This is a genomic window from Chryseobacterium cupriresistens (genome assembly GCF_046614675.1).
Classification (GTDB): Bacteria; Bacteroidota; Bacteroidia; order Flavobacteriales; family Weeksellaceae; genus Chryseobacterium; species Chryseobacterium cupriresistens.
In genome coordinates, this window is record NZ_JBKKJT010000004.1 from 72,328 (window position 1) to 97,159 (window position 24,832).

General features: G+C 35.4%; 20 protein-coding genes and 1 tRNA gene. 11 read left to right on the top strand and 10 right to left on the bottom strand.

What is annotated here, in order from left to right:
* Window positions 1-2 precede the first annotated feature (2 nt).
* The 6 genes from ACLI50_RS12605 (at window position 3) to ACLI50_RS12630 (ending at window position 6,684) form a co-directional block, all read left to right on the top strand.
* A complete protein-coding gene (locus ACLI50_RS12605) occupies window positions 3-1,250 on the top strand; it encodes a hypothetical protein (protein ID WP_411413919.1) in 1,248 nt (415 codons plus the stop codon).
* A 46-nt stretch (window positions 1,251-1,296) separates the two neighbouring features.
* Window positions 1,297-2,499 carry a hypothetical protein gene (locus tag ACLI50_RS12610; RefSeq protein WP_411413920.1) on the top strand — a complete coding sequence of 401 codons (1,203 nt, stop codon included), beginning with the start codon at window positions 1,297-1,299 and terminating at the stop codon, window positions 2,497-2,499.
* A gap of 48 nt (window positions 2,500-2,547) precedes the next feature.
* Window positions 2,548-3,825, top strand: coding sequence for a hypothetical protein (locus ACLI50_RS12615; RefSeq protein WP_238349594.1), 1,278 nt, complete (start codon window positions 2,548-2,550; stop codon window positions 3,823-3,825).
* Window positions 3,826-4,092: 267 nt separating this feature from the next.
* Window positions 4,093-4,299: a hypothetical protein gene (locus tag ACLI50_RS12620; RefSeq protein WP_202838919.1), complete on the top strand. Its 207-nt coding sequence runs from the start codon at window positions 4,093-4,095 to the stop codon at window positions 4,297-4,299.
* A gap of 291 nt (window positions 4,300-4,590) precedes the next feature.
* Window positions 4,591-6,519, top strand: coding sequence for a glucosamine-6-phosphate deaminase (nagB, locus tag ACLI50_RS12625; RefSeq protein WP_411413921.1), 1,929 nt, complete (start codon window positions 4,591-4,593; stop codon window positions 6,517-6,519).
* 9 nt (window positions 6,520-6,528) lie between these two features.
* Window positions 6,529-6,684, top strand: coding sequence for a hypothetical protein (locus tag ACLI50_RS12630; protein WP_411413922.1), 156 nt, complete (start codon window positions 6,529-6,531; stop codon window positions 6,682-6,684).
* Between the two features lie 83 nt (window positions 6,685-6,767).
* On the opposite strand, the gene ACLI50_RS12635 is transcribed toward ACLI50_RS12630, so the two are convergent.
* The 3 genes from ACLI50_RS12635 to ACLI50_RS12645 form a co-directional block, all read right to left on the bottom strand.
* Window positions 6,768-6,840: transfer RNA gene (locus ACLI50_RS12635), tRNA-Phe, on the bottom strand.
* A gap of 109 nt (window positions 6,841-6,949) precedes the next feature.
* The gene (locus tag ACLI50_RS12640; protein WP_411413923.1) at window positions 6,950-8,791 is read right to left on the bottom strand and encodes a bifunctional lysophospholipid acyltransferase family protein/GNAT family N-acetyltransferase; all 1,842 of its coding nucleotides are present in this window, start codon (window positions 8,789-8,791) and stop codon (window positions 6,950-6,952) included.
* 22 nt (window positions 8,792-8,813) lie between these two features.
* Complete coding sequence (locus tag ACLI50_RS12645) at window positions 8,814-10,052, bottom strand: aspartate kinase (RefSeq protein ID WP_202838923.1); 1,239 nt, start codon at window positions 10,050-10,052, stop codon at window positions 8,814-8,816.
* 324 nt (window positions 10,053-10,376) lie between these two features.
* Here ACLI50_RS12645 and fbp point away from each other — a divergent pair, with 324 nt between their 5' ends.
* Complete coding sequence (gene fbp, locus ACLI50_RS12650; RefSeq protein ID WP_110010152.1) at window positions 10,377-11,393, top strand: class 1 fructose-bisphosphatase; 1,017 nt, start codon at window positions 10,377-10,379, stop codon at window positions 11,391-11,393.
* Complete coding sequence (menC, locus tag ACLI50_RS12655) at window positions 11,393-12,397, top strand: o-succinylbenzoate synthase (RefSeq protein WP_343640189.1); 1,005 nt, start codon at window positions 11,393-11,395, stop codon at window positions 12,395-12,397. The genes fbp and menC overlap by 1 nt, the downstream gene beginning before the upstream one ends.
* Before the next feature lie 13 nt (window positions 12,398-12,410).
* Here menC and ACLI50_RS12660 read toward each other — a convergent pair whose 3' ends face one another.
* Both ACLI50_RS12660 and ACLI50_RS12665 read right to left on the bottom strand, forming a co-directional pair.
* Entirely contained in the window at window positions 12,411-12,578 is a 168-nt protein-coding gene (locus ACLI50_RS12660; protein WP_171006348.1) for a bacteriocin-like protein, read from the bottom strand.
* Window positions 12,579-13,025: 447 nt separating this feature from the next.
* Complete coding sequence (locus tag ACLI50_RS12665) at window positions 13,026-14,156, bottom strand: alpha/beta hydrolase (RefSeq protein ID WP_411413924.1); 1,131 nt, start codon at window positions 14,154-14,156, stop codon at window positions 13,026-13,028.
* 153 nt (window positions 14,157-14,309) lie between these two features.
* On the opposite strand from ACLI50_RS12665, the gene ACLI50_RS12670 reads away from it, so the two are divergent.
* The gene (locus ACLI50_RS12670; protein WP_110010149.1) at window positions 14,310-15,983 is read left to right on the top strand and encodes a glutamine--tRNA ligase/YqeY domain fusion protein; all 1,674 of its coding nucleotides are present in this window, start codon (window positions 14,310-14,312) and stop codon (window positions 15,981-15,983) included.
* A gap of 382 nt (window positions 15,984-16,365) precedes the next feature.
* On the opposite strand, the gene ACLI50_RS12675 is transcribed toward ACLI50_RS12670, so the two are convergent.
* The 3 genes from ACLI50_RS12675 to ACLI50_RS12685 all read right to left on the bottom strand — a co-directional run bounded on the left by ACLI50_RS12675 (window position 16,366) and on the right by ACLI50_RS12685 (window position 20,170).
* Window positions 16,366-17,262 (bottom strand): 3-hydroxyacyl-CoA dehydrogenase, encoded by an 897-nt coding sequence (locus tag ACLI50_RS12675; RefSeq protein WP_277695324.1) that lies wholly within the window; start codon window positions 17,260-17,262, stop codon window positions 16,366-16,368.
* Between the two features lie 11 nt (window positions 17,263-17,273).
* Entirely contained in the window at window positions 17,274-19,202 is a 1,929-nt protein-coding gene (locus tag ACLI50_RS12680) for an oleate hydratase (protein ID WP_411413925.1), read from the bottom strand.
* 89 nt (window positions 19,203-19,291) lie between these two features.
* The gene (locus ACLI50_RS12685) at window positions 19,292-20,170 is read right to left on the bottom strand and encodes an AraC family transcriptional regulator (protein ID WP_343640177.1); all 879 of its coding nucleotides are present in this window, start codon (window positions 20,168-20,170) and stop codon (window positions 19,292-19,294) included.
* Window positions 20,171-20,466: 296 nt separating this feature from the next.
* On the opposite strand from ACLI50_RS12685, the gene ACLI50_RS12690 reads away from it, so the two are divergent.
* The gene (locus ACLI50_RS12690) at window positions 20,467-21,648 is read left to right on the top strand and encodes an MFS transporter (protein ID WP_411414088.1); all 1,182 of its coding nucleotides are present in this window, start codon (window positions 20,467-20,469) and stop codon (window positions 21,646-21,648) included.
* A 24-nt stretch (window positions 21,649-21,672) separates the two neighbouring features.
* Here the strand turns inward: ACLI50_RS12690 and ACLI50_RS12695 are convergent, their stop codons facing one another.
* The gene (locus tag ACLI50_RS12695; protein WP_411413926.1) at window positions 21,673-22,644 is read right to left on the bottom strand and encodes a YpdA family putative bacillithiol disulfide reductase; all 972 of its coding nucleotides are present in this window, start codon (window positions 22,642-22,644) and stop codon (window positions 21,673-21,675) included.
* A 131-nt stretch (window positions 22,645-22,775) separates the two neighbouring features.
* Between ACLI50_RS12695 and ACLI50_RS12700 the strand changes: the two genes are divergently transcribed.
* Window positions 22,776-23,417 carry a hypothetical protein gene (locus ACLI50_RS12700; RefSeq protein ID WP_411413927.1) on the top strand — a complete coding sequence of 214 codons (642 nt, stop codon included), beginning with the start codon at window positions 22,776-22,778 and terminating at the stop codon, window positions 23,415-23,417.
* A gap of 109 nt (window positions 23,418-23,526) precedes the next feature.
* On the opposite strand, the gene ACLI50_RS12705 is transcribed toward ACLI50_RS12700, so the two are convergent.
* Window positions 23,527-24,825, bottom strand: coding sequence for a glycosyltransferase family protein (locus ACLI50_RS12705; RefSeq protein WP_411413928.1), 1,299 nt, complete (start codon window positions 24,823-24,825; stop codon window positions 23,527-23,529).
* Window positions 24,826-24,832: the final 7 nt, after the last annotated feature.

Here is a 24,832-nt window from a genome sequence, read left to right on the forward strand (position 1 = left end):
CTATGAATATAAAAAGTAAAATTAGACTAACAATATATTCCTTATTAATAATGAGCAGTTTAAGCTGCCAGGAAAAAAAGTCCAGTTCAGAAAATAATCAAAAAGCAATAATAAGTATGAATGATGATACTATAATACCAAAAGTTCTCAAGAAGCAGTTGCAGGAGGGGGCAAGTCAATCAATTGATGAAGCAGGAGCTGAACTAGTTAAAATACCATTTGATATTGAAGAACTAGATGCATCAGCTGAAACTGTACAAAAAATATTATTTTCAAATGGATTTAAGGAAATATCTAATAACGAATTTATTGATAAGATTAAAACTGTTTTTGGAAGAATAATAGGTATTAATTCAAGTAATCCATTCTTATACGTAAACTATTTTGATAAATGTGACAGAAGTTTTGTAACTTATAGTAATAATAGTGTTGATTATGAAGGAGGATATATTGACAAAAAAAGAAAACTTTTCACCGACTTTTACTATTTACCTGAAATTATTGATTATCAAAAAGAATATCCCACATTAAGTGATATCGAATCTAGTAAAATTATTAGAAAATCAAGCTCACAAGTCGACGTTGAAATTCCACACTGGAAAGATGTGGTAAATCTAAAAGAGCAAAGAAAAGTAAATAATCAAAGAATTATTGCCAGAAATATGTACTTGTTCAATGATAACAAAACATATATCATTTGGTTAGTAACTCATGATAAAAACTTTATAAAATTATTGGTTAAAAATTTCGGTTATGATAAAGAACCTAAATTTAATGAAATGCTTATTAATGAATATATTCAATCTAAAGATCAATATAAAATAGGTGAACTTATATTTGCCAAAAATTGTAATAAAGAATTAGAAATACGGGATGGGATATTGCAGAGTTTGACTGATACTTATCAAAAGAGCTCTAATCCTAAAGATTTATATGGATTAATGGAGTTTGTTTCCAAATTATTACAAACAGATGAATACAATAATTATTCAGAGAATGAAAAAATTAAAATGGTAGCTTATCTTGCAAATACTTATGATTTCCTGTTCAAAAAAAATCATAGGAATCAGGATGGTTGGGATCTTAGATGGAATATTTTAGGAGCATATTTTGAAGATGATTCAAGAAGTGAGATTAAATGGCCTAAGTTGAAAGGAGAAATGCAGAAAAATAATTATTATAATCTTCCAAATTTAAAAGAAGTAATTAGTTATGCAGAAGGATTTGATAGTGTAGGCGCTCCGGATTAAATTCATAATTAAATATGCTTCTTTTAATTTTTAGACACAATTAGTGATGCAAACTTCAAATATTTTCACAATTATTCTACTACTCATTGCTTGTAATAGTATGGGACAAGATAACAGCATGAATACTATAAATAAGCAATATACAAACTCACAAAATTTAGTTGAAAACATTAAAAAACATATTAAACTACAAGAGAAAATTGAGTCTGATGAAGTGGAATATGATGATTCTTATAATTTGAATGTAGAAGATCTAAAATTAGCTTCTTCTATTATCTATGATGATCTGATCAGTAATGGTTATATTGAACCAAAAGCTGAATCCTTCAACAATAAGATTGAAACTATTTTTTCAATCAGTCATAGTTCTAATAAATGCGTGAGTATTGATCAAACGAATGGGTACATAACAGTATTTGGTAATCACCTTGATGGTAATCCTGGGACACTTGAACAAAGTAAGTATGAACTTTATTCAACTACTCAGAATACTTTTATCAATACTAATAATCAGTTTATTTTTCCAATACTTTTATTAAAGGAATTAATAAATATTAATGGTGATAATTCTTTTAAAATTAAAGTTCCACGATATATTATTGCACGTAATATGTACCTTTTTAATGATAGTAAGCCACAATTCAAATGGCTTATTTTAAATGATCAAAGTTTCATGGAAAGTTTAGTTAAAACTTTCGGATACACAAAAGATCCTGATTTATTAAAATGGGTTATTGAAAGAACGAAATTTGATGAAAAGGATCCCCGGAATTTTGGTAAGCTCTTTTGGGTTAAAGTGTGTAATGGAAAATTCAAACTGCATGCAGATACATTCAAGCTTCTTCAAAAACTCCATATACCAAATGACCCATCTGAAAATAGATTTATTATTGATAATATCAAAAGCTATTTAGAATTTTTAGGACGTGATAAATCCACTGACCTTACAAGAAACGAAAAATTAAAACTAATGGCAAACTTGGCATATTTTGCTGAACAATATAATTATGATAAAAAATTTAATGATGATAATAAGATGATGGCTAGACTTCGTTATTTTTTGAATGATGATGATTTTAAGGTTATAAAAGAAAATAATTTTTTCAGTCTTCCAAAATTTAAAGAATTGTGGGATAGTGCGGATTATGATGCTTATTATGTAGGTGAGTGCGAATATGAAGGAAGTTGCGGTTCGGGATACCAACCTATGGATTATGCAGAATGGAGAAAACAACATCCTAAGAAATAAATATTGAGAGCACAGTTTAAAAGCTGTGCTTTTATTAAAAACACAACGATGATAAAAAGAATTTTATTTTTCCTGGCGGTATTGTTGTTAAATAATTTTCACTCCCAAAATACAGCTGTAAATCCCGATATCTCATTTTTATCCGTTCTGAAATCACAATTGGCAGCTGGTGTAAGTGGAGAGAAAAGTGAGACGGATTATCCAACCTATAACTTTGCATTGAAAGATTTACAAGCTACAGAATCTGTTATAGCAAAAGAATTAGATGATAATGGATATAAAAAACCAAGTGCAGAAGAATTCATTACTAAAATTAATATGATCTTCAAAAGAGTAATTGATCCTAAATCAGAGTCAAAGTATTTACATATCAATTTTGAAGATAAATGTTCGAAGGACCTGAAATTGTATAAAAATTCAAACAGTATCGATGTAAATCCATATAGTACTTATATTTTTAAGAATGGATCTTTCATTTCAGATTTATACAGTATTCCTGAAATAATGGATTATACTAAAAATCCTGAATTATTTCAGTTTGAAAAAGATGCTGAGAATAATAATCATGCAGTAGAGGTGAAAATATATTACTGGAAAGATTTTACAGATTTAAAAGAGATTCGTGAAAGAAATATTAAAACAATTCTTGCCCGCAACCTCTATCTGTTCAATGATAATAAAGCTTGTTATAAATGGCTTACTCTTAATGATTCATATTTTATGGAGGCTTTAGTAAAAACTTTTGGCTACACTCAGGATATGGATTTATTGAAGTGGGTTATTGAAAGAACAAAGTTTGATAAAAAAGATCCGTCTGATTATGGGAATTTGTTTTGGGTAAAGCAATGTGATGAAACAGTAAAAATACATGCTAATACTTTTAAAATTTTACAAGAGATTTATACTCCGGATATAACAAACGATATGTCAAATGAAAATAGATTTTTACTTGATTATATCAAAGGATATATTGAATATTTTGCTGATTTTAATAACAAAGAAACGGGTGTTTCAAAGGAAGATAAAGTTAAAATACTAGCGAATATTGTTTATTTTGCTGAACAATATAAGTATGACAAAAGATTTGTTTCTGGATATGGAGATAACTCTAAGATGATGGGAAGGTTAAGATTCTTTTTAGATCAGGAAGAAGTAGATATTCTACAGAAAAATAATTATTTCAACCTTCCAAAATTTAAAGAATGGTGGGATAATGCAGACTATGATGAATATTTTGTCGAAGAATGTGAGTACAATAGTACTTGCGGCCCGGATAACCGACCTATGAATATTACAGAATGGCGAAAACAACATCCTAAAAAATAATATATCAAGCACAGTCAGAAATGGGTGTGCTTCTTTTTAATTGTGAAACACAAATTTATACGATGAAAATACTAAATGTTTTGATGGTATCTCTACTATTCGTTAGTGGTAATAATAACGGGCAAGAAAAAAAAGATATCCATTCTATTATTGGTACAAAATATAAGAGTGATAGTATCGTCGAAAATGTCTTAAAAAAAACTTAAACAGGGATCAACCTACACTATTGGTGCAGGACTACCAAAAATTCAATTTGAGACTAAAGAATTGGAAGCAACAGCAATAGTAGCTCATGAACTATTAAATTCAAATGGGTATAATACTCTTGGTACTGAAGATTTTAATAAAAAAATCAAAAATATTTTTGGAAGAATCATTGACTCAGATTCTCAATCACATTTTTTATACGTTAGCTTTTTGGATAAATGTGATAAAGAGTTTGTTATGTATCGTAATAATGGAGTTGATTACTAAACTGAAATTTTAATCATTTTGTGAACTTCCCGAACATTTTTGCTTTGAATGTACCTATGATTTCTACCGGAAACAGTTTGAGAATACAGTTGAACTCCATATAAATAGATATTGCCAATCTTCCGAACGCCACAAATAGACTTTATCTTTTTAACTTTAAAGTATTGATAATTAATTATATAATGATATGATGTATATATGAAGTATCTCTTTTATTTGTTTTTTTATTGAAATTAGAAATACAAGTTCTATATATAATTTAATTTTATCACTTTCCAAAACCAAATTACTATGTTAAAAAGCACAATAGATTCTTCTACAGGATTTGAAAAAAGATTTGAAAAGATAGAAACGGTTATTTTCACGGATTCACTTTCAGCTTCAAAATCCGTAGCAAAAGAGGTTTCAGACCTTATCCGTGTAAAGCAGTCTCAAAAACAACCCTGCATTTTAGGTTTGGCTACCGGCTCCTCACCCAAGAGCTTATACGCTGAATTGGTACGCATGCACAGAGAAGAAGCATTGAGTTTCAAAAACGTAATTGCTTTCAACCTTGACGAATATTATCCTATGGAACCGGATTCCGTACATAGTTATGTTCGTTTTATGAAAGAACTGTTGTTTGATAAAGTAGATATTCTTCCTGAAAACTATCACATTCCTGACGGAACATTATCTAAAGAGGAAATAGCAGATTACTGTACAGAGTACGAACTTAAAATAGAAGCCTTAGGTGGGATAGATTTGCAGATTCTAGGTATTGGCGGTAATGGTCATATCGGGTTTAATGAATCGGGCTCCCTACAAAATTCCAAAACCCGTCTTGTAGCTTTAGATCATATCACAAGAGTAGCAGCAAGCAATGAGTTTTTGGGGCTGTCAAATACCCCCAGAACAGCTATTACATTGGGAGTGAAGAAAATAATGGAGGCGAAAAGAGTAATACTATTAGCGTGGGGTGAATCTAAATCAAATATCATCAAAGAGTCTGTAGAAGGTCCTGTTACCAACCTGGTGCCGGCTTCTTATTTGCAGGAACATAAAAACGCAACTTTTGTATTGGATCAGGCAGCAGCTCATAAACTTACCCGAATTAATACGCCATGGCTGGTAGAAAAAATAGAATGGACTGATGCATTAACCCGAAAAGCAGTTTTGGGATTAGCCCAAAAAATAGAGAAACCTATATTAAAGCTTACCGATTCTGACTATATAGAAAACGGAATGAGCGATTTGTTAGCAGACAAAGGTCCTGCTTATAATATCAATATCGAGATTTTCAATAAATTACAACACACCATAACGGGTTGGCCGGGAGGTAAGCCGGGAGCAGATGACAGTAACAGGCCAGAAAGGAAAGCCCCCGCCAAGAAAAGAATCCTGATATTCAGTCCGCATCCGGATGACGATATTATCAGTATGGGCGGAACTTTCATACGGCTGCACCAACAGGGGCATGAAGTTCATGTAGCTTATCAAACTTCCGGTAACATAGCCGTAGCAGATTCTGAAGCATTGCGGTTTGCCAATTTTGTGTGTGATTACAATGAAATGTTTGGCATCGAAAATAATGCAGCGCAAAAGATTTTTGACAAAGCCATCAAATTTTTGCAAAATAAGAGAAACAGTGATATAGATATTCCTGAAGTAAGACATATAAAAGGCTTAATAAGAAAAGGGGAAGCAAGATCTACTTGTTATTACGTGGGAATACCAGACACCCAGATTCATTTTTTGGAAATGCCATTCTATGAAACAGGCAGAATAGAAAAAAAACCATTGAGTACAGAGGATATAGAAATTGTAACAGATATTATAGATAGCGTAAAACCACATCAGATATATGCGGCAGGTGATTTAGCAGATCCTCATGGAACACATAAAGTGTGTCTGGATGCTGTTTTTGAATCTGTTAAAAATTTAAAATCCAAGGAATACATGAAAGATTGTTGGTTATGGCTATACAGAGGAGCATGGAAAGAATGGTCTATAGAAGAAATAGAAATGGCAGTACCATTAAGTCCGGATCAAATTTTGGAAAAACGCTATGGGATTTTCAAACATCAATCTCAAAAAGATGGAGTAGTATTTCAAGGGACAGATACGAGAGAATTCTGGCAGAGAGCAGAAGAAAGAAACAGAGAAACGGCAGAGACCTACCATAAAATGGGACTTGCTACCTATGCTGCCATGGAAGCTTTTGTAAGATGGAAGTTCTAAAAACAGTTCATGTCCTTTAAAAGAAAGAATTTTATCACAAAAATGCAGGTATTGAAATCGAATTTTGATAAATACTTTGGAAGGTACAGATGGAAATTCCCATATTTTGTGTGGGAATTTGTCTACCTACAGCTGTTGGCAGAATATATCGGACAGATTAACTAAACTTTTTGTATAGCCCTAATAATTGTGCTTGATCATTACTCCATAAAAACAAAAAAACCTCTGACTAATCAGAGGTTTTAAAGTGGTTTCTCCAGGAATCGAACCAGGGACACATGGATTTTCAATCCATTGCTCTACCAACTGAGCTAAGAAACCATTATATTTTTGTTTGACTTACTTTGTTGTTTTAAAGTGATGCAAAAGTAGTAAGTTTTAGTATACAAAGCAAGTATTCATCGTACTTTTTTTAAATAAAGTTAAAAACTTACTGATTATCAGCCGGATTATTTTCCTGCTCTTTTCTGATCTGTTCACTCATCTCTTCCAATACCGGTTTAATCGTGTTTTCCGGAAGATCACTGATTCGGATATACATCAATCCATCGATCGCATCGTTGAAGTTTGGATCTACGTTGAAAGCAATTACTTTAGCATTTTGTTTAATGTATTTTTTGATCAGAACAGGAAGTCTCAATTCAGGTTCAAGATCATCAATAATCTTGTCCAGCTTATTCAAATCAGACTCCATTTCCTCAAAGAAAATGTTTTTATCTCTGTCACGAAGCTTTACTTTATATTCATTCCTTGGAGTGATATACTGAGCTACTGCAGAATCAAAATAATTGGAACGCATAAACTCAATCATCAGCGATTTTGAGAACTCAGAGAACTTGTTCGAGATACTCACACCACCCATAAGGAATTTATGATCCGGATTTCTCAGACATACATGCACTATTCCTCTCCATAAAAGGAAAAGAGGAAGTGGCTTCTGCTGATATTCCTGGCAGATATAGGCGCGGCCCATTTCAATCACCTTTTTGAAAAAAGGATGGATGTCCTGCTCAAACTCAAATAAAGAGCTTGTATAGAACCCTTTGATGCCGTATTTCTTCATTACCTCTCTACCCAATGCCATTCTGTAAGCTCCGGCCAGTTTTTTCTCACCGTTATCCCATAGAAAAAGATGGTGGTAATGTTTGTCATACTCATCAAGGTCAAATGGAAGATTACTTCCTTCACCTACCGCACGGAAGGTGAGCTCTCTCTGACGTCCGATTTCCCTCATAATAGATGGGATTTCCTCGTAAGTCGTAAAGTAAATCTCATAATTTCCGTTACTGAAAAGCATTTTTTCAGTTCCTCTCAGTTTATCAACATCTTTGATAATGTCTTCCAGAGGTGTTTCATCAATGATATTCTGAACAATATTTTCCTCCTTGAGTAAAGGAAATTTGACAGATAAATTCTGAAGGTTAATGCTTTGAGCAAGGGATTTTCTTTTTTCATAGTAAGATTTCATCATATACACCTTACGTTTCAGAAACTCTCCCAATTCCTCAATCGTTTCCATGTCGTCCATTGCCTTTACGGTAATAGGACGTCCGATTCTGATTCTGATAGGTTTTTCCCTGTCATTCATCATTTCTGCAGGAAGCATAAGAGTTTGTAAATTCGGGTGAAGCTTGGCTACCTGATAAAAAAGTCTGCTGTTCTTGGCATGGAAATACATAGGAACTACCGGCACTTTAGCCATTCTGATAAGCTTAAGTGCCGTCTTTTCCCAATCTTTATCTAAAATCTCTCCGTAAGGATTGTTTTTGTTGGAAACTTCTCCTGCCGGAAAAATACCTACACAGCCTCCGTTTTGTAAATGCTTGAGGGTTTCACGCATTCCCGAAGAGCTGCTGTAAGCTTCTTTTCTGTTTTCAAAAGGATTTACAGCGATTACATACGGCTCCATAGGTTTGATCTTTTCCAAAAGGAAATTCCCCATTACCTTGAAATCCGGACGAACCTCTGTCAGGATCTTGCACATCAGAATACCGTCAATAGCACCCAGCGGGTGATTGGAAACGAGAATAAACGGTCCCGTTTTCGGAATCTTTGCCAGATCCTCTTCAAAAGCTACATAGCTTAGGTTTCTTTCTCTCACAAATGAGTCGAAAAAGTCTTTGCCTTCCTTGTCTTTTAATTTATCGTATAATTTATTTACTTCGTTTATTTTAGCAATGCTCATCACAGCAGATGCTACCGGGTTCTTGAGAAACCCAATTTTATTTAAGCCGGAAGCTTTGATCAGATCGTTTTTCGAAATTAAACTCATGTGTGTTTAGTCGCAATTAATATTATTGTGTTACCATTTGAAGAGTATTCTTGGAGATTTGTTCCAATAATACATTTTTTTCATGGTAAAATTTATCAATGTGATCCTTCTTCGCATTTCTTACTGTGAATAAAGATACATTTTTAATTGCTTCGGTTTTAAAAATTTTTTGAAGCTCTTCATTGAGCTCATCAATATGATTAAATTTATCCTCAAGGCACAGTGCCAGAGAGATAGCAGAATTCTGCATAAGGGAAACTTTAATTTTGTATTTGGATAAATATCCAAAAATAAGGCTCATGTGATCTTCTGCAATGAAAGAGAAATCTCTTGTAGAGATTTTCAAAAGATCCTGATTTTCTTTCAGAATATAAGATTCTTCCTGTTGATTTTTATCAGAAGCACCCACTTTTGTTCCTTCTTTGGTAGGCTCTACAAAAGATTTTACATAAAAAGGAATGTTTTTTTGCTGTAACGGCTGTAATGTTTTAGGGTGAATTACACTGGCACCATAATAAGCCATTTCTATAGCTTCCTCATAAGAAATATTGGAAAGAAGGGTTACATCACTGAACTTTCTCGGATCTCCGGTCATTACTCCCGGAACATCTTTCCATATCGTCATTGCTTCAGCATTTAAGCAGTAAGCAAAAATGGCGGCGGAGTAGTCGGAGCCCTCTCTTCCTAATGTTACCGTAAAATTGTTGTCGTCAGAACCGATGAATCCCTGAGTTACATAGCAGATTTCAGGATTAAGATGGGAAATAAATTCTTCCGTTCTTGTCCAGTCTACCGTACCTTCCCGGTATGAATTATCCGTTTTTATATAATCCCTGGCATCCAGCCACTGATTTGTAAATTGGATCTCATTCAGGTATTCACTCACGATTTTAGTAGAGATCATTTCTCCACAGCTTACCACCTGATCGTATACGAAGTTGTAGTTGGGAGATTTATTTCTTCGTAAAAAAGAATCAATATCATCAAAGAAAAGATTGATTTCCGCAAAAACCGCATGATTTTCAGGGAAAAGTCCTTCCGCAATCTCAATGTGCTTTCGTTTTATCTTTTCAATCTCAGTTTGATAATTATCTTTTTTGAAATAAAGTTCTACAACTTTTTCCAACTCATTTGTCGTTTTACCCATTGCTGAAATCACCAGCAAGCATTTGGCAAATCCCTGGCTTTTTAGAACCATGGACACGTTTTTTACACTGTCAGCATCTTTTACCGATGCTCCACCAAACTTGAAAATTTTCATTAAATTGTTAAAAATAAAATTGTTAGATAAAAAATTACATGAGTTTTTTACGGACGTCAAAATTATAAATTTACAACGAGATATGAAATAGCCTTATGCGGAGATAGAATTAAGATTTCCTTAAAATCAACAATTCATGAAATAATCTCAAATTTTTATAAGCATGAAACAGCAAATTCGGAGGCATAATTTTCAATAAATGGGTTGGGTAATGTTATGTTTTGTTTGTATCTTTCTGAAATACAGTAACTAATCTCTTTTTTAATTTAATTTTCTCAATGCGATAAATTTTCCGAAATTTGGGCAAAACGTAAAAAGAAAAATATGTCAAATCAACCATTACAGACTTTAGGAGAATTTCTTATAGATAAACAGGACGATTTTCAGTATTCTACAGGTGAATTTTCTCGTCTTCTAAGTGCAATAAGATTGGCTTCGAAAGTGGTAAACAGAGAAGTAAATAAGGCCGGAATTGTAGATATAACAGGAGCTGCAGGAAACCAGAACATCCAGGGGGAAGAACAGCAGAAACTTGATGTAATTGCTAACGAAATTTTTATTACGGCTTTGTCTCAGAGAGAGGTTGTTTGTGGTATTGCTTCTGAAGAAAATGATGATTTTATTGATATCAAATGCGGTGAAAACGGACATTTAAGTAAATATGTTGTACTGATTGATCCTTTGGACGGATCTTCCAATATTGACGTAAATGTTTCTGTAGGAACTATTTTCTCCATCTACAGAAGAGTTACAGAACCGGGAACTCCGGTACAGCTGGAAGACTTTTTACAGAAAGGTATCAACCAGATTGCTGCGGGATATGTTATTTACGGTTCATCTACCATGATTGTTTATACAACAGGTAACGGAGTAAACGGATTTACATTAGATCCTTCTTTAGGAACATATTATCTTTCTCATCCTAACATGACTTTCCCAAAAACGGGTAAAATCTATTCTATTAACGAAGGTAACTATATCAAATTTCCTCAGGGTGTAAAAAACTACCTTAAATACTGCCAGATGGAAGAAGGTGACCGCCCATATACTTCAAGATATATCGGTTCTTTAGTAGCGGATTTCCACAGGAATATGCTGAAAGGGGGAATTTATATTTATCCTTCTTATTCACAGGCTCCGAATGGTAAACTAAGGTTGTTATACGAATGTAACCCAATGGCATTCCTTGCAGAGCAGGCCGGAGGAAAAGCAACTGACGGATTCAGAAGAATTTTGGAGATAGAACCTACAGAACTTCACCAGAGAATTCCTTTCTTCTGTGGAAGTATCGACATGGTGGAAAAAGCAGAAGAGTTTATGCGTATCGACAGCGTAAAATAATGGAAGCAACTTACGTACAATATTTATTACAATTTAAGCGCCCGAGTGGAACATCTCGCGGCGTTTTGCTTGATAAAGAGACCTTCATTCTGACAATTTCCAAAGAGGGAAGAAAAGGAGTAGGGGAATGTGCTGTTTTCAGAGGGCTGAGTTTTGATGACAGACCTGATTATGAAGAAAAACTGAAGTGGCTTTGTGAAAATATTAATCAGGACAGCGTTTTTTTGAAGCAGGAACTGAAAGAGTTTCCTTCAATCTGGTTTGGATATGAACAGGCCATTCAGAATCTAAAATATGGAGGCAGCCTATATTTTCCAAGTGAATTTACTGAAGGAAAGTCTGCCATTACCATCAACGGTCTGATATGGATGGGCGACGCAACGTATATGGAAGAACAGATTCAGGAAAAACTGGAAAAAGGCTTTCACTGTATCAAATTAAAAATAGGTGTGGATTGGAAATCTGAGCATATTATTCTTCAGAAATTAAGAGAAAAGTTTTCCAAAGATCAGTTGGAACTGCGTGTGGATGCCAATGGAGGTTTCAGTAAAAACGAGGCGGTGATGGTTTTACAGCAGCTTGCTGATCTTCATATCCATTCCATTGAGCAGCCTATCAAGGCCGGAAATTGGGATGAAATGGCTGAGTTATGTGAAAAAACACCTACTCCGATTGCATTGGATGAAGAACTGATTGGAATGATAGATCCTGAAAAGAAGAAACAGCTTTTGGAAACAATCAAGCCGCAATATATTATCTTGAAACCTGCATTAGTAGGAGGTTTTTCAGGTTCTGATGAATGGATTTCCCTTGCAGAAAATCAGAATATAAGCTGGTGGATTACTTCAGCATTAGAAAGTAATATTGGATTGAATGCCATTGCTCAGTATACTTTTACCAAAAAAAATCCAATGCCTCAAGGTTTAGGCACTGGAGCTTTATTTGTCAATAATTTTGAATCCGTTTTAGAACTCAGAAATGAGCTGCTTTGGTTCAAAATATAACTGAAAAAGTTAATTAGCATAATGGTGGAGGTGAATCCGGACATGTAGTTTGCCCACAGTAGTCAGGTGCCCATGCTCTGCAGCACATCGCTGCCGGATCCCAGTTGTTGCACCCAAGCGGTGGTCTTCCCCCTTTGACTTTTTTCAATTCTCCTCTTTTGATTTTCTTTAGATTTTTCATGTTATTGATTTTATTTGATTGGTAAGTAAATGTCGATAACTTTTTTGAATTATACAACATGTGGGGAATTATTTAATATTATTTAACAATTCCCCTTAAATATTTAGATAGTATTGAATATGGATTTGGATGGTTTCAGTTTTTCACCTGCAATCCCTTCCTGTTCAGAATATTTGAATTTTTTTTAATCCGGTCTGTAGGAGGACCTGGCAGTTATAGATCGAATATTTTGTTGATTTAGAGGTTGTTACTCAATTAAATCACATCTTTTACGAAAATGGCTTTCTTTATATAGTTTAATATATTAGAAAACCTTTTTTTAATCTGTCCCATAATTAAAAATTGTAATTCCCTAACAAATGAATTAGCAATCATTGTGCCATACTGATATTTTTTAGCTTATTTTTAACGTATAATTCATTTTTTGGAGATTATTTTAATTATTTGTTAAGAAAAAATTGTGAAAATGTTTTCATTATCTTTAGACCTGTTGGAAATAAGATTTCTGTCAATTCCATATAAATTTTGGAAAATATCATGCTGTACCTGCGAACTGGAAAGATATCCCCAATGGTTTCCTGCTTCATATTTAAAATTGTTAAGCAGATCATCTTTTACAAAGGTACAGTCGATAACAGACACAATATCTTTATATTGATCAATACCGCTCGGACCATTTTTACCCAGCCTTGGGGTAAGAATATTTTTCGTAAACTGAGAAGCCGCCAGAATAATATCCTGTCTGTTTAAGTAAATAGAAATCCTGTTAGCCAGTAAGGGAAGCTTATTAAATGAATCCTCAGCATCTTCAAATACTTTATAGCTCACGTCAGCATTTAACAGAAGGACCTGGTCGATAACACGGAGGATATTTTCCCTTTTAAGGCTGTATAACATACTTTGAAGTACCCTGTTTCCCATAGAGTGGGCCACAAGATGTATTCTTTGGTTGCAGGGAGCAAGATCCCGGTTGGAAAAAATATCTTTTAAAAATTGAGTGTAGAAATAGAACAATCTCATCAAAGATGTTCCCGAATTGATGCTGGAAGCTTTATCATCAAAATAACTCAACGGAATTATACTGCCGGAGGCGGGCCAGCTCACAAATAAAATATGCTCTACAGGAGAGGCTGGATTATCAATAAATATTTTTTTCAGATCAAGTATAGCTTTTAATTCATCATCAAAATCATATAAATAACCATGGATGAATATCATGACATCACTTCTGTCTTTGGTAGAAGACATATTTTTGTACAGTTCATAAAACATTCTTTGGGTTCCGCCAAGATTATTGGCTGTAAGAGAGGATTTTTTAATTCCTTTTTCGCTCAGCAGTACCTCCAGAACTTCTTCATAACCCTGTTTTTCGGGTTCAGAAAAAAGCTTGTAATTTAAAATATTTCTGTTGATATAATCCTTTTTCTTTTTGACTTGTTCTGAAGGCTCCTTGTAGTTCTCAAAATCGCACTTGGCGATTCTGAAATTAGGAATCGAGTATTCTTCATTGGAAAAAGAGTCTACTCTTTCACCTTTATGCCGGATAATTTTCCGGTTGCTTAGGATATAAACAGCCATAACGGTTAATGGTTACAATGGTATTAGCTTTCCGAAATTAGTGAAAAAATATCGAAATACAACAGGTAAGGCATTTAAATTACCACTTTTACAAAAGCTTATTTTTCCGTAACTTTGTAAAACTTTTTTTGCTAAAAAATAAAAGCTACTTTAATGGAAGAAGAAAAAAAATCACTCAATTTTATTGAGCAAATTATAGAAGATGATCTGGCAAACGGTCTGAAAAGAGAGCAGATTCGTTTCCGTTTTCCGCCTGAACCTAATGGTTATCTGCATGTAGGGCATACAAAAGCCATCTGCATCAATTTTGGGCTGGGCGAAAAATACAATGCTCCCGTAAACCTTCGTTTCGACGATACGAACCCTGAAAAAGAAGAACAGGAATTCGTAGACTCTATTATGAAAGACGTTGAATGGCTGGGTTTCAAATGGGATAAAGTTTTGTATGCATCCGATTACTTCCAGCAGCTTTACGATTGGGCAGTTCAGTTAATTAAAGAAGGAAAAGCTTATGTAGATGAGCAGCCTTCTGAAGTGATTACCGAGCAAAGAAAAAATCCTGCAGAGCCGGGAATTGAATCTCCATACAGAAACCGTCCTGTTGAAGAATCGTTAGATTTATTCGAAAGGATGAAAAACGGAGAGTTTGAAAGCGGTTCGATGTCTCTTCGTGCAAAAATCGACATGGTTTCGCCTAATATGAATATGCGTGACCCGGTGATGTACAGAATTTTGAATAAACCTCACCACAGAACAGGTACAGCCTGGAAAATTTATCCTATGTACGACTGGGCTCATGGTGAATCCGATTATATCGAACAGGTTTCACATTCCCTTTGTTCTCTGGAGTTTGAAAATCACAGACCGTTGTACAACTGGTATCTTGACCAGGTGTATGAAGAAGGAAAGGTTAAAAACAAGCAGAGAGAATTTGCAAGGATGAATGTTTCCTATATGATTACTTCCAAAAGAAAGCTGCAGAGACTGGTTGCTGAAGGGGTCGTAACCGGATGGGATGATCCTAGAATGCCTACTATCTCTGGGATGAGAAGAAAAGGATTTACTCCGGCTTCTATCAGAAACTTTATTGAAAAAGTAGGGGTTGCGAAAAGAGAAAACCTTATTGAAATTCAGCTGCTTGATTTCTGCGTGCGTGAAGACCTGAATAAGGTTGCCAAGCGTGTGATGGCAGTAGTAGATCCAGTGAAATTAGTGATCGAAAACTATCCGGAAGATAAGGAAGAATGGTTAGAAACTGAGAATAATCCTGAACAGGAAGATGCAGGGACAAGAGAAGTACCATTCTCAAGAGAAATCTATATTGAACGTGAAGACTTCAAGGAAGAAGCTAACAATAAATTCTTCAGACTTAAATTAGGAGGAGAAGTTCGTTTGAAGTCTGCTTACATCATCAAAGCTGAAAGAGTGGAGAAGGATGAAAATGGTGAGATTACAACGATCTACGCTACGTATGATGAGAAGAGTAAGTCAGGAAGCGGAACGGAGGAAAGTTTAAGAAAAGTAAAAGGAACTTTACATTGGGTATCTGCAAAACATGCTATTCCTGTAGAAGTAAGAATCTACAACCAACTGTTTACAGTGGAACAGCCTGATGCGGAAAAAGATGTAGACTTCTTGAACTTCATCAATCCTGAGTCTGTAACTACAGTGAAAGGATTTGCTGAACCGAGCCTGAAAGAAGTTGCTGTAGGAGAACCATTACAGTTCCAGAGAATCGGATATTTTACAAAAGATCAGGATTCTACTGAAGATACCTTGGTATTCAACAGAACAGTAACATTGAAAGATTCTTATAAACCTGAATAACTTTCAGGAATAGATCATAAAACAAAAAGCAGGACTTCAAATGAAGTCCTGCTTTTTGTTGTTTTTGTTGGAATACGCAACGGCGCAAAGAAATTCATTCATTCTGAATATTTTTAAGACGCGAGGAAATCGAAGATTTCCGGCATGTGTTATACTAATTAATTGATAAATGTTCTAAGCTCCAGGGATCAACAAATATCAATTTTATCGTAGATAAAATCTTTGCGTCTTAAAAACGGGTTAAAAAATAAACTTGCGCCTGCGAATTCCAACAGACAAAATTAAATCAGAATTAATCTTAAGAATAATTGATAAGAAAAAATCAGGACTTGCATTGAAGTCCTGATTTATTTTAATAGCTAAAAATCTGAAATTTAAGATTCTACTTCAGGAAATCCTTGTCCTGATAGGCGGGATTTGGATATTTATAAAATCCTTCCCCGGTCAATACTCCCAGTTTTCCTTTATCAATATATTCTTTTTTTAATTTTTCTACAGCTTTTATCTTTAGTGGATCCTGAGTTTCTTCAGCTTCCATCTTATTGATATTATAAGCCGTCGTAATTCCTACAATATCCAGAATACCAAATGGCCCTGCAGGTGCTCCTGTAGCTACCATCCATGTCTTGTCAATTGTTTCTATATCTGATACTTCATCAACCCATAGATTGACTGCAGCGCCAAGCAGCGGAACCAATAATGAATTGACAATATACCCGGGTTGTTCCTTCTGGATAGGCAGTGCTACCATTCCAATTGCTTTCGCAAATCTGATTACAGAATCAAATACCTCCTGAGAAGTTCCCGGATGCCGCATTACCTCTCCGGTATTGTGCTTCCAGATTTCATTGGCAAAATGGAGGGCTACAAATTTCTCCGGTCTTCCTGTATCCTCAGCAAACTGACTTGGAAGAAGAGTAGAAGAATTCGTTGCAAATACTGTTTTTTCCGGGGCAATCTTAGCCAGCTTATGGTAGAATTCTGTTTTAATTGCTGGATCTTCTGGAACTGCTTCTATCAGAAGATCGGCATCTTTTACTGCTTCAGCAAGGTCTGATGAATAATTGATATTTTTAAATGTGGCATCAAGTTGTTCCTTCGTTGCGCCCAGATCTTTTTTGTAAGCTTCACTTAAAGCGGTGAATTTACCTTTGGCTTTTTCCAATACTTCATCATTGATATCATATACGGTAACGTTAAAACCGTGATAGGCCGTCTGGAAAGCGATCTGATATCCTAATACGCCGCTTCCCGCTATCGTTATATTTTTAAAATCCATGAGATTTATTTTTAGTCTTTTACTCCTTTTACCCATTCCTGAAATCTGGTTAAGAAAGATTCATGTTCTTCTTTTTCATCAGGACGGTTTACCAGAATATGTTCAAAATAAGTTCCTTTTAATATTTTTCTTAAAATTCCTTCTCCTAAGAAAGGTTTATAATCATTCAGAGCCTGAGTCGCTTTTAATAAATGTCGGATGTCATACTGTAACGGATTGATGTCCGGAACCTGTTTATTAAGGTTAAGAAGATTGTAAACAGCTATTCTCGCAGTTCTTACAGAGCTTTCCATGGTGAAGACAACATCATTATTGGTTTCTACAAACTGTCCTACAAGACCTAAGTTGGTACATCCTGCAGGAACCACTCTCGGACGGTCTCCCATCGCTCTCGGCATAAACATAGACGTGATATATGGCATGAATGCAGTACGTACAATGGTATTTTCAGTGACATTATCCAGCTGATCTGCTATTCCAAGGTGGTAGCAAAGCTCGGACAGAATCTCGTTCCCGGTACACTGAGGCATTGTTTTTTTGATATAATTACCTTCTTTATCCATCAGTAAAGCATAAACCCAAACTACAAGGATGTCATCCGGCTGAGTAGGGAAGTGCGGTTGCCTGTTGCAGGTAAAACTCATTACCCAATTAGAATCTGTAATGGTGATAATACCTCCTGTGGCTGTTCTTCCTGAATAAGGATCATTTACACACAGTTCTTTCAGTTTATCTGTGAAAGCAGAAGGACGGCAGGTTAAGGTAGCAGACTCCCATGAAGATTTTTCAATGTGGCTACAGAATTTTTCAGGTTTCCCGAATACTTCAGATTTTGCGGCAAGATTTTTCCAAAGCTTCCATCCTGCACTTTGCCCGGCACTGCTGTTGTCAATGGTAACCTCAGGAACGGTATTATTGTCTCCGTAGAATGTGCTTTCAGTCATAGAACCGGTAGTTACAATAACGTAGTCGTCTTTACCAACCGGTATTCTTACTTCTTCCCCATTTTGTTCAGTGATAATTCCTTCTACAGTTTTTCCTTCCGTATTAATATGAATATCAAGATCTTTTACCAAAGTATTGAACTGGATCTGCACTCCTTTTTCCACCAGGAAGTTTTTTAATGGAGTTACATACGTATCATACTGGTTATATTTGGGGAATACCAGACATGAGAAGTCTTTCATTCCGTCAATGGCATGAAGGAATCTGTGCATATACAGTTTCAGTTCCAGTAAGCTGTGCCAGTTTTCGAAGGCAAACATAGAACGCCAGAAGAACCAGAAATTACTGTTGAGGAAAGATTGAGAAAAATAATCTTCAATTGTAAGATCATCCAGTTCTTCTTTTTTCTTAAGCAATAGTTTTACAATCGCCAGCTGATCTTTTTTCTCAAGTCCGAATTTGCTAAAATCCTTGATCTGTCCTTGATTGTGGATCAATCTTGCTTTAGAGTAATTCGGGTCGTTGTCATTAACAAGACGGTATTCATCCAATACACTATAAGGAGCAGGCAGTTCCAAAGCAGGAATATCCTGGAACATATCCCATAGATTTTCATAAGTCATATCCATTTCTCTTCCTCCACGGATGATGTAACCGTCTTTTGCGTTACCAGCTCCATCCAAAGATCCGCCTTCCACATTCAGCTGGTCGAGGAAAATAATATTTTTGCCGGGTACACGGCCATCACGGATAAAATAATACGCTGCCGACATGCCGGCAATTCCGCTTCCAACAATATAGATTTTACTGTTTTCGTAAGATTGTAAAGGGATGCCTTTATTACGCTGGTAGTTTCCGATCTGGTCGGAAAAAGGCATCGTCTTTTCAGGAGTGTTAATCTGAACTTCTTTGCTTGAATCCGGTTCGTGGTTTACATTTCCAAACTGCTCAGAGGCATTTAAAACTTTATCGAATTTTGAATTGATCGTACTCATCTTTTATTGTTTTTAATTAACAGTATAAAGGTACCTCTATTCAGAAAGCGATATATATCCCCAAGTTCAGAATTATTATCCCCAAATTCTCATGACTGAATATTTTCTTTAGTTCTGTACTCCGAAGGGGAAAGTGCCGTATGTTTTTTAAAGAAACGGCCGAAAGCTGATGCTGAGTTAAACTGAAGCTCAAAGGCGATCTCCGATATGGTGATTTCAGGGTTTCCAAGCATGACATACGCTTCCTTCAGTAATGCTTCATCAATCACTTCATGAGGTGTTTTTCCGCTTGATTTCTTAATGATTTCGATGAGGTATTTATTGGAAATATGAAGTTGATCCGCATAAAACTGAACCGTTCTTTCCCTGGTGATATTTTCACGGATCAGTTTACTGAATTTGAGATAAAGGTCTTTTTTTCCTTCTTCCTTTTCCGGATTTGCAGCATTTTCCTGTTCCATAATCTCAGCAGTCTCCAGCAGAAGATTGAAAATAATGGTACGGATAATCTCCTCTGTAAATTTTCCCTGCTTTTTCGATTTTTTATCGAGGTAATCCAGAAGATTTTGCAGAAGTGAAGAATTGGTTGCCGTAGTTTTTACGATGCTGTATGAGCCTTTGGAGAAAAGATTCATTTTCTCAATGATAAAAGGATTGGAAATATTTTTAATCAGAAAGTTCTTGTCGAAGAACAGCAGTTTCATCGTAAAATCATCACTGGTTTTTCCAAATTTCACAATGGTAGAAGGTGCTGCAATAAGAAAGCTGTCAGCATCTACTTTGTATTTCTGACGGTCTATTTCAATATTGATTTCTCCGGCAGTACATATACATAGTGCATAATAATCCATTCTGAAAGGAGCTTTTGGAAATTCAAAAATGGGTTTTCCGGAAGAAATGTAATAGGATTGGCAGCAGTCAATACTGTAAAAAGATAGCGTATCATGTAAATTTTCGTAGGTTATCATTCTTCAGTATTGGTTAAAATTTTATTATGTTTCTAAGTGAATTTAGTATAAAAGCATCTGTTGTTACTGCAATTTACGATTTTTATAAAAGTTTATTGTTTTTATATAGCAGATAAAACTGTTTTTTAAGATAAAGTTGATTGTCTGTTGAAGGTTATTGATAAAAATAGGGTTTAAACAAAGACTTTTGGGTTATTTTTATCTAATTTTGCACTGTCAAATTTCCCCAAAATATTATTGTGAGATTAATTAACGTATATACGAGTTCTTTCAAAGGACTCTCGCAGGAGAGTTGGATGCTGGCGTTGGTAATGCTCATCAACAGGGCCGGCTCTATGGTACTTCCGTTTCTGGGAGTTTATATGACGAATCATTTGCATTTCAGTATTGAAAATTCCGGAATTGTACTGAGTTTTTTTGGAATAGGTTCGGTTATCGGATCATGGCTTGGAGGTATGATTACGGATAAAATAGGAGAGTACAGGGTGCAGAGTCTGAGTTTGCTGCTCAGCGTTCCTTTATTCTGCTTGATTCCGCTTTTTACAACAGAAGCCGGATTGGCAGGAATTATTTTAGCCCAAAGTATTGTAAGTGAAACGTTCCGTCCCGCAAACTCGGTGGCGATTACCAAATATGCAAAACCTGAAAATATTACCCGTGCTTTCTCGCTCAATCGTATGGCCGTTAACCTTGGGTTTTCTATTGGTCCTGCACTGGGTGGTATTTTGTCGGCTATTTCTTATGAATTTCTGTTTTTCAGCAATGCATTGGCTGCTTTGCTGGCAGGATTGATGTATATCTGGTTCTTTAAAAACCGGGCGCGATTAGCTAAACTGAAAGCAAAAAAAGTAAAAAAAGCTATTATTATTAAAAAAGAAAGTTCACCCTACCGAGACAGTAAATTCCTTATTTATTGTGTATTCTGTATGCTGTTTTCCATATGTTTCTTCCAGCTGTTCAGTACCCTGACGATATTTTATAAGGATACAGCTCATCTGAGCCAGCAGAATATCGGATATATTCTGGGATACAGCGGTTTTCTGATTGTACTGCTCGAAATGGGACTGGTACAGATTGCTGAGAAATATTTTACTTTAGCTTTTACTATGCTGATCGGGACTTTTCTGTGTGGTATTTCCTATGCCATGCTCGCTTTCGATTACAGACTGATTACCCTTGTGCTGTCTATGACATTGCTTTGCGTGGGAGAAATATGGACACTTCCTTTTATGTCAACGATTACGGCATTGCGTTCAGGAGAGAACAATAAAGGCGCTTACATGGGACTGAACGGAATGTCATTCTCCATCGCGTTTATTGTAACACCTTATATAGGAACACTGATAGCAGAAAAATTAGGTTTCAATGCATTATGGATCGGAACAGGAGTACTGGCGGCAGTTATCGCTATTGGTTTTTATTTTATCGTTCCATGGATGCTTAAGGATAAAAATAAGGTAGAAAAAGAGATGATATAACGCTTTTTTAATATCTGTAATCATTTACGATGAAAATCTGGAAAGAATCGAATTGATGATCATATTCGCATGAATCCTTGAATTTTCAATAAACCATAGATGAGTATCTTTTCCTCCACAAACTACTCCTGCAAGATAGAGATTAGAAATATTGGTTTCCATGGTTTCAGGATGGTAAAAAGGATTCAGGCAGTCTCCGTTGAGTTCTATTCCTGAATTTTTCAGAAAATCAAAATCAGGAAGGTAGCCTGTCATGGCCAGAACAAAATCATTGTCAATTTCATGAATAGCTCCGTTCTCATCTTTAAAAACAACAGAGTTTTCTTTAATTTCGATCATTTCTGCATTAAAATGAGCTTTAATGCTGCCCTCTGCAATTCTGTTTTCAATGTCTGGTTTTACCCAATATTTTACACTTTTGGAAATCTCAGCATGACGGACAATCATCGTTACATCAGCTCCTTTTCTGTACGTTTCCAGGGCTGCATCTACAGCAGAATTACTGGAGCCTACCACCACAATTTTCTGCCTTGCATAGGGGTAAGGTTCCGTATAATAATGTTTAACCTTCGGAAGGTCTTCACCGGGAATATTCATCAGGTTAGGAATATCATAAAACCCCGTAGCGATGACTACATTTTTAGCCTGATAATTTGCTTTGGTGGTTTTGATATCAAATATTTCATCATTCTTTGAAACGCTCAGAACTTTTTCATACAGGTTAATATTCAGGTTTTTTTGTCTGGCAATTCCCTGGTAATATTCCAGAGCTTCCTGTCTTCCAGGTTTTGGAGCAGTAGAAATAAAGGGAATCTCATCAATTTCCAGCTTTTCAGCAGTGGAGAAAAAACGCATGTACAAAGGATAATTGTACAGTGAATTGACAATAGTTCCTTTTTCTATGATTACATAACTAAGATTGTTTTTTTTAGCTTCAAGGGCGCAGTTCAGACCAATAGGTCCGGCCCCGATAATCAGAATGTCCAACATTTCCATCTAACAAATGTACGATGTAATTTTTAAAATGAGAAGCCGAAACCTTCCAATCCTCATAGTCTTTATCTCTTTAGATCATGTACCGCTTGGCATCAGTTTTGGTGTTTTTTACCCATTGCAAAATATAAAATATGAAAAAATTATTGATCGCGGTATTCGTTTTGAGTCTTGTTACAGCCTGTAAGAAAGAGGCCGGGAAACCTGTTCCGAACGAAATAGATTCTATTGCACAAAATAAAACAGACACTGCAGGTACGGTTCAGACCCATGCGGATAAAGAAGCCGCTTTAAAGCTGGTTAATGATGAGGTTTTGAAAGCACTGAAAGCTAAAGATTATGCAACTTTTGCCTCCTTCATTCACCCGCAAAAAGGGATCCGTTTTTCAATGTATGCTTTTGTTAATCTGAAAGAAGATAAACATTTTTCTAAAGCAGATTTTGAAAAATACCAGCCTACTAAAACCTTGTTTACATGGGGTACACAGGATGGTTCAGGAGATCCTTATAAAGCAACCATCAATGATTATCTTGGCAAATGGGTTTTTTCTAAAGACTTTACAGCTTCACAATATTCAGTGAATAAATTTATCGGCGGAGGAAACTCCCTGAATAATTTAAAAGAGATTTATCCTAAAGCTGATTTCACGGAAAATTATATCAAAGGAACCGAAAAATCCGGTAATATGGACTGGAAAACGGTTCGTTTCGTATTCGAAGAATTTGAGGGTAAATACTATCTCATTGCCGTTGTGAATGACCAATGGACGATATAGAGTAGAAGTTAGAAGTTAGAAGTTAGAAGTTAGAAGTTAGAAGTTAGAAGTTAGAAGTTGCCGACTGGAATAAACTTCCAGCTTTCAGCCTCTAACTTCCTTTCTTTTTTTATTTCAAAACTTCAGTCAGCTGTTGAGTAAGATTTTTTCTTGAGAACTGCTCAATATGCTGGGTGTTTTCAAGAAGACTTCCGTTTTTCCAAAGATTGAATTTTTCAAGAATAAAGCTCTTGACTGCTTCTGTATCCTGATAGCTGAAATGTTTTCCAGCCTGGGTTTCTTCCAGAATTTTTGATACATCAGCTTTGTCAGGACCGAATGACAGGATAAGTTTTCCTGAAGCCAGGTATTCAAATATTTTTCCGGGGATAATTCCTTTTGAAGATTCATTTGGAAAATTGGTGATCAGAAGCAGATTGGAATTCTGCATCTCTTCTACGGCTTTTCCATGAGCAAGATATCCAAGATTCAGAATATGATTTTTCAGACTTGAATTTTCGATGGATTGTAGGATTTTATCATCTATTCTCCCTACAAATTTTAATTTAAAATCAGCCGCAAATTCAGCGTTTTCTTTGATAAGCTCATCAAGAGCTTTCCAAAGATTTTCAGGATTTCTGAGCTGTTCAAGAACCCCAATATAACTTAGAGTAAATGCTTGTCCATTTTGCAAATTTTGCCCTTCCGCTTTTTGACCAGAATCACTTTCATCATATCCATTCGTAATACAAATGGCATTGGCTCCTGCTTTCCTGAAGTTTTCGGCATCAGTATAACTTGTTGCCAAAGTGATATCTGCATTCTTAAATACAGCACTTTCCAGCTGCCGGTGTTTTTTATCTGAACTTTTAGTTAATTTCAGATGTTTGTAGTAGGAAATCTCTGTCCATGGATCACGGAAATCGGCAACCCATTTCAGATCCGGCATTTTATTTTTAAGCCCTAAACCAATCAGATGCAGTGAGTGGGGCGGACCGGAAGTAACGATGGTGTCTATTTTATTTTCTTTCAGGTATTTTTCTAAAAATGTAATGGATGGTTTTACCCAAAAAACTCTGGCATCAGGAATGAAAAAATTGCCTCGTACCCAAATTGAAAGCCTGGATTTCCAGCTTTGGTTTTTTCCAACATCAAACTGTCCTGCCTTAAATTTTTTATTGCTCTTATTCAGCTTTTCAGCCAGCTGATAAGGCTCCCATATTTTAGTTCTTACCATCTCAATGTTTTCCGGAACATCTTTCATCAATGTTTCGTCCAGCAATGGATAACTTGGATTTTCCGGGGTATAGATGATAGGTTTCCAACCAAAATCAGGTAGATATTTTGCAAACTTCAGCCATCTTTGAACACCAGGACCTCCCGCAGGAGGCCAGTAATAGGTGATAATCAGTATTTTCTTTTGTTCCATTTTTTAC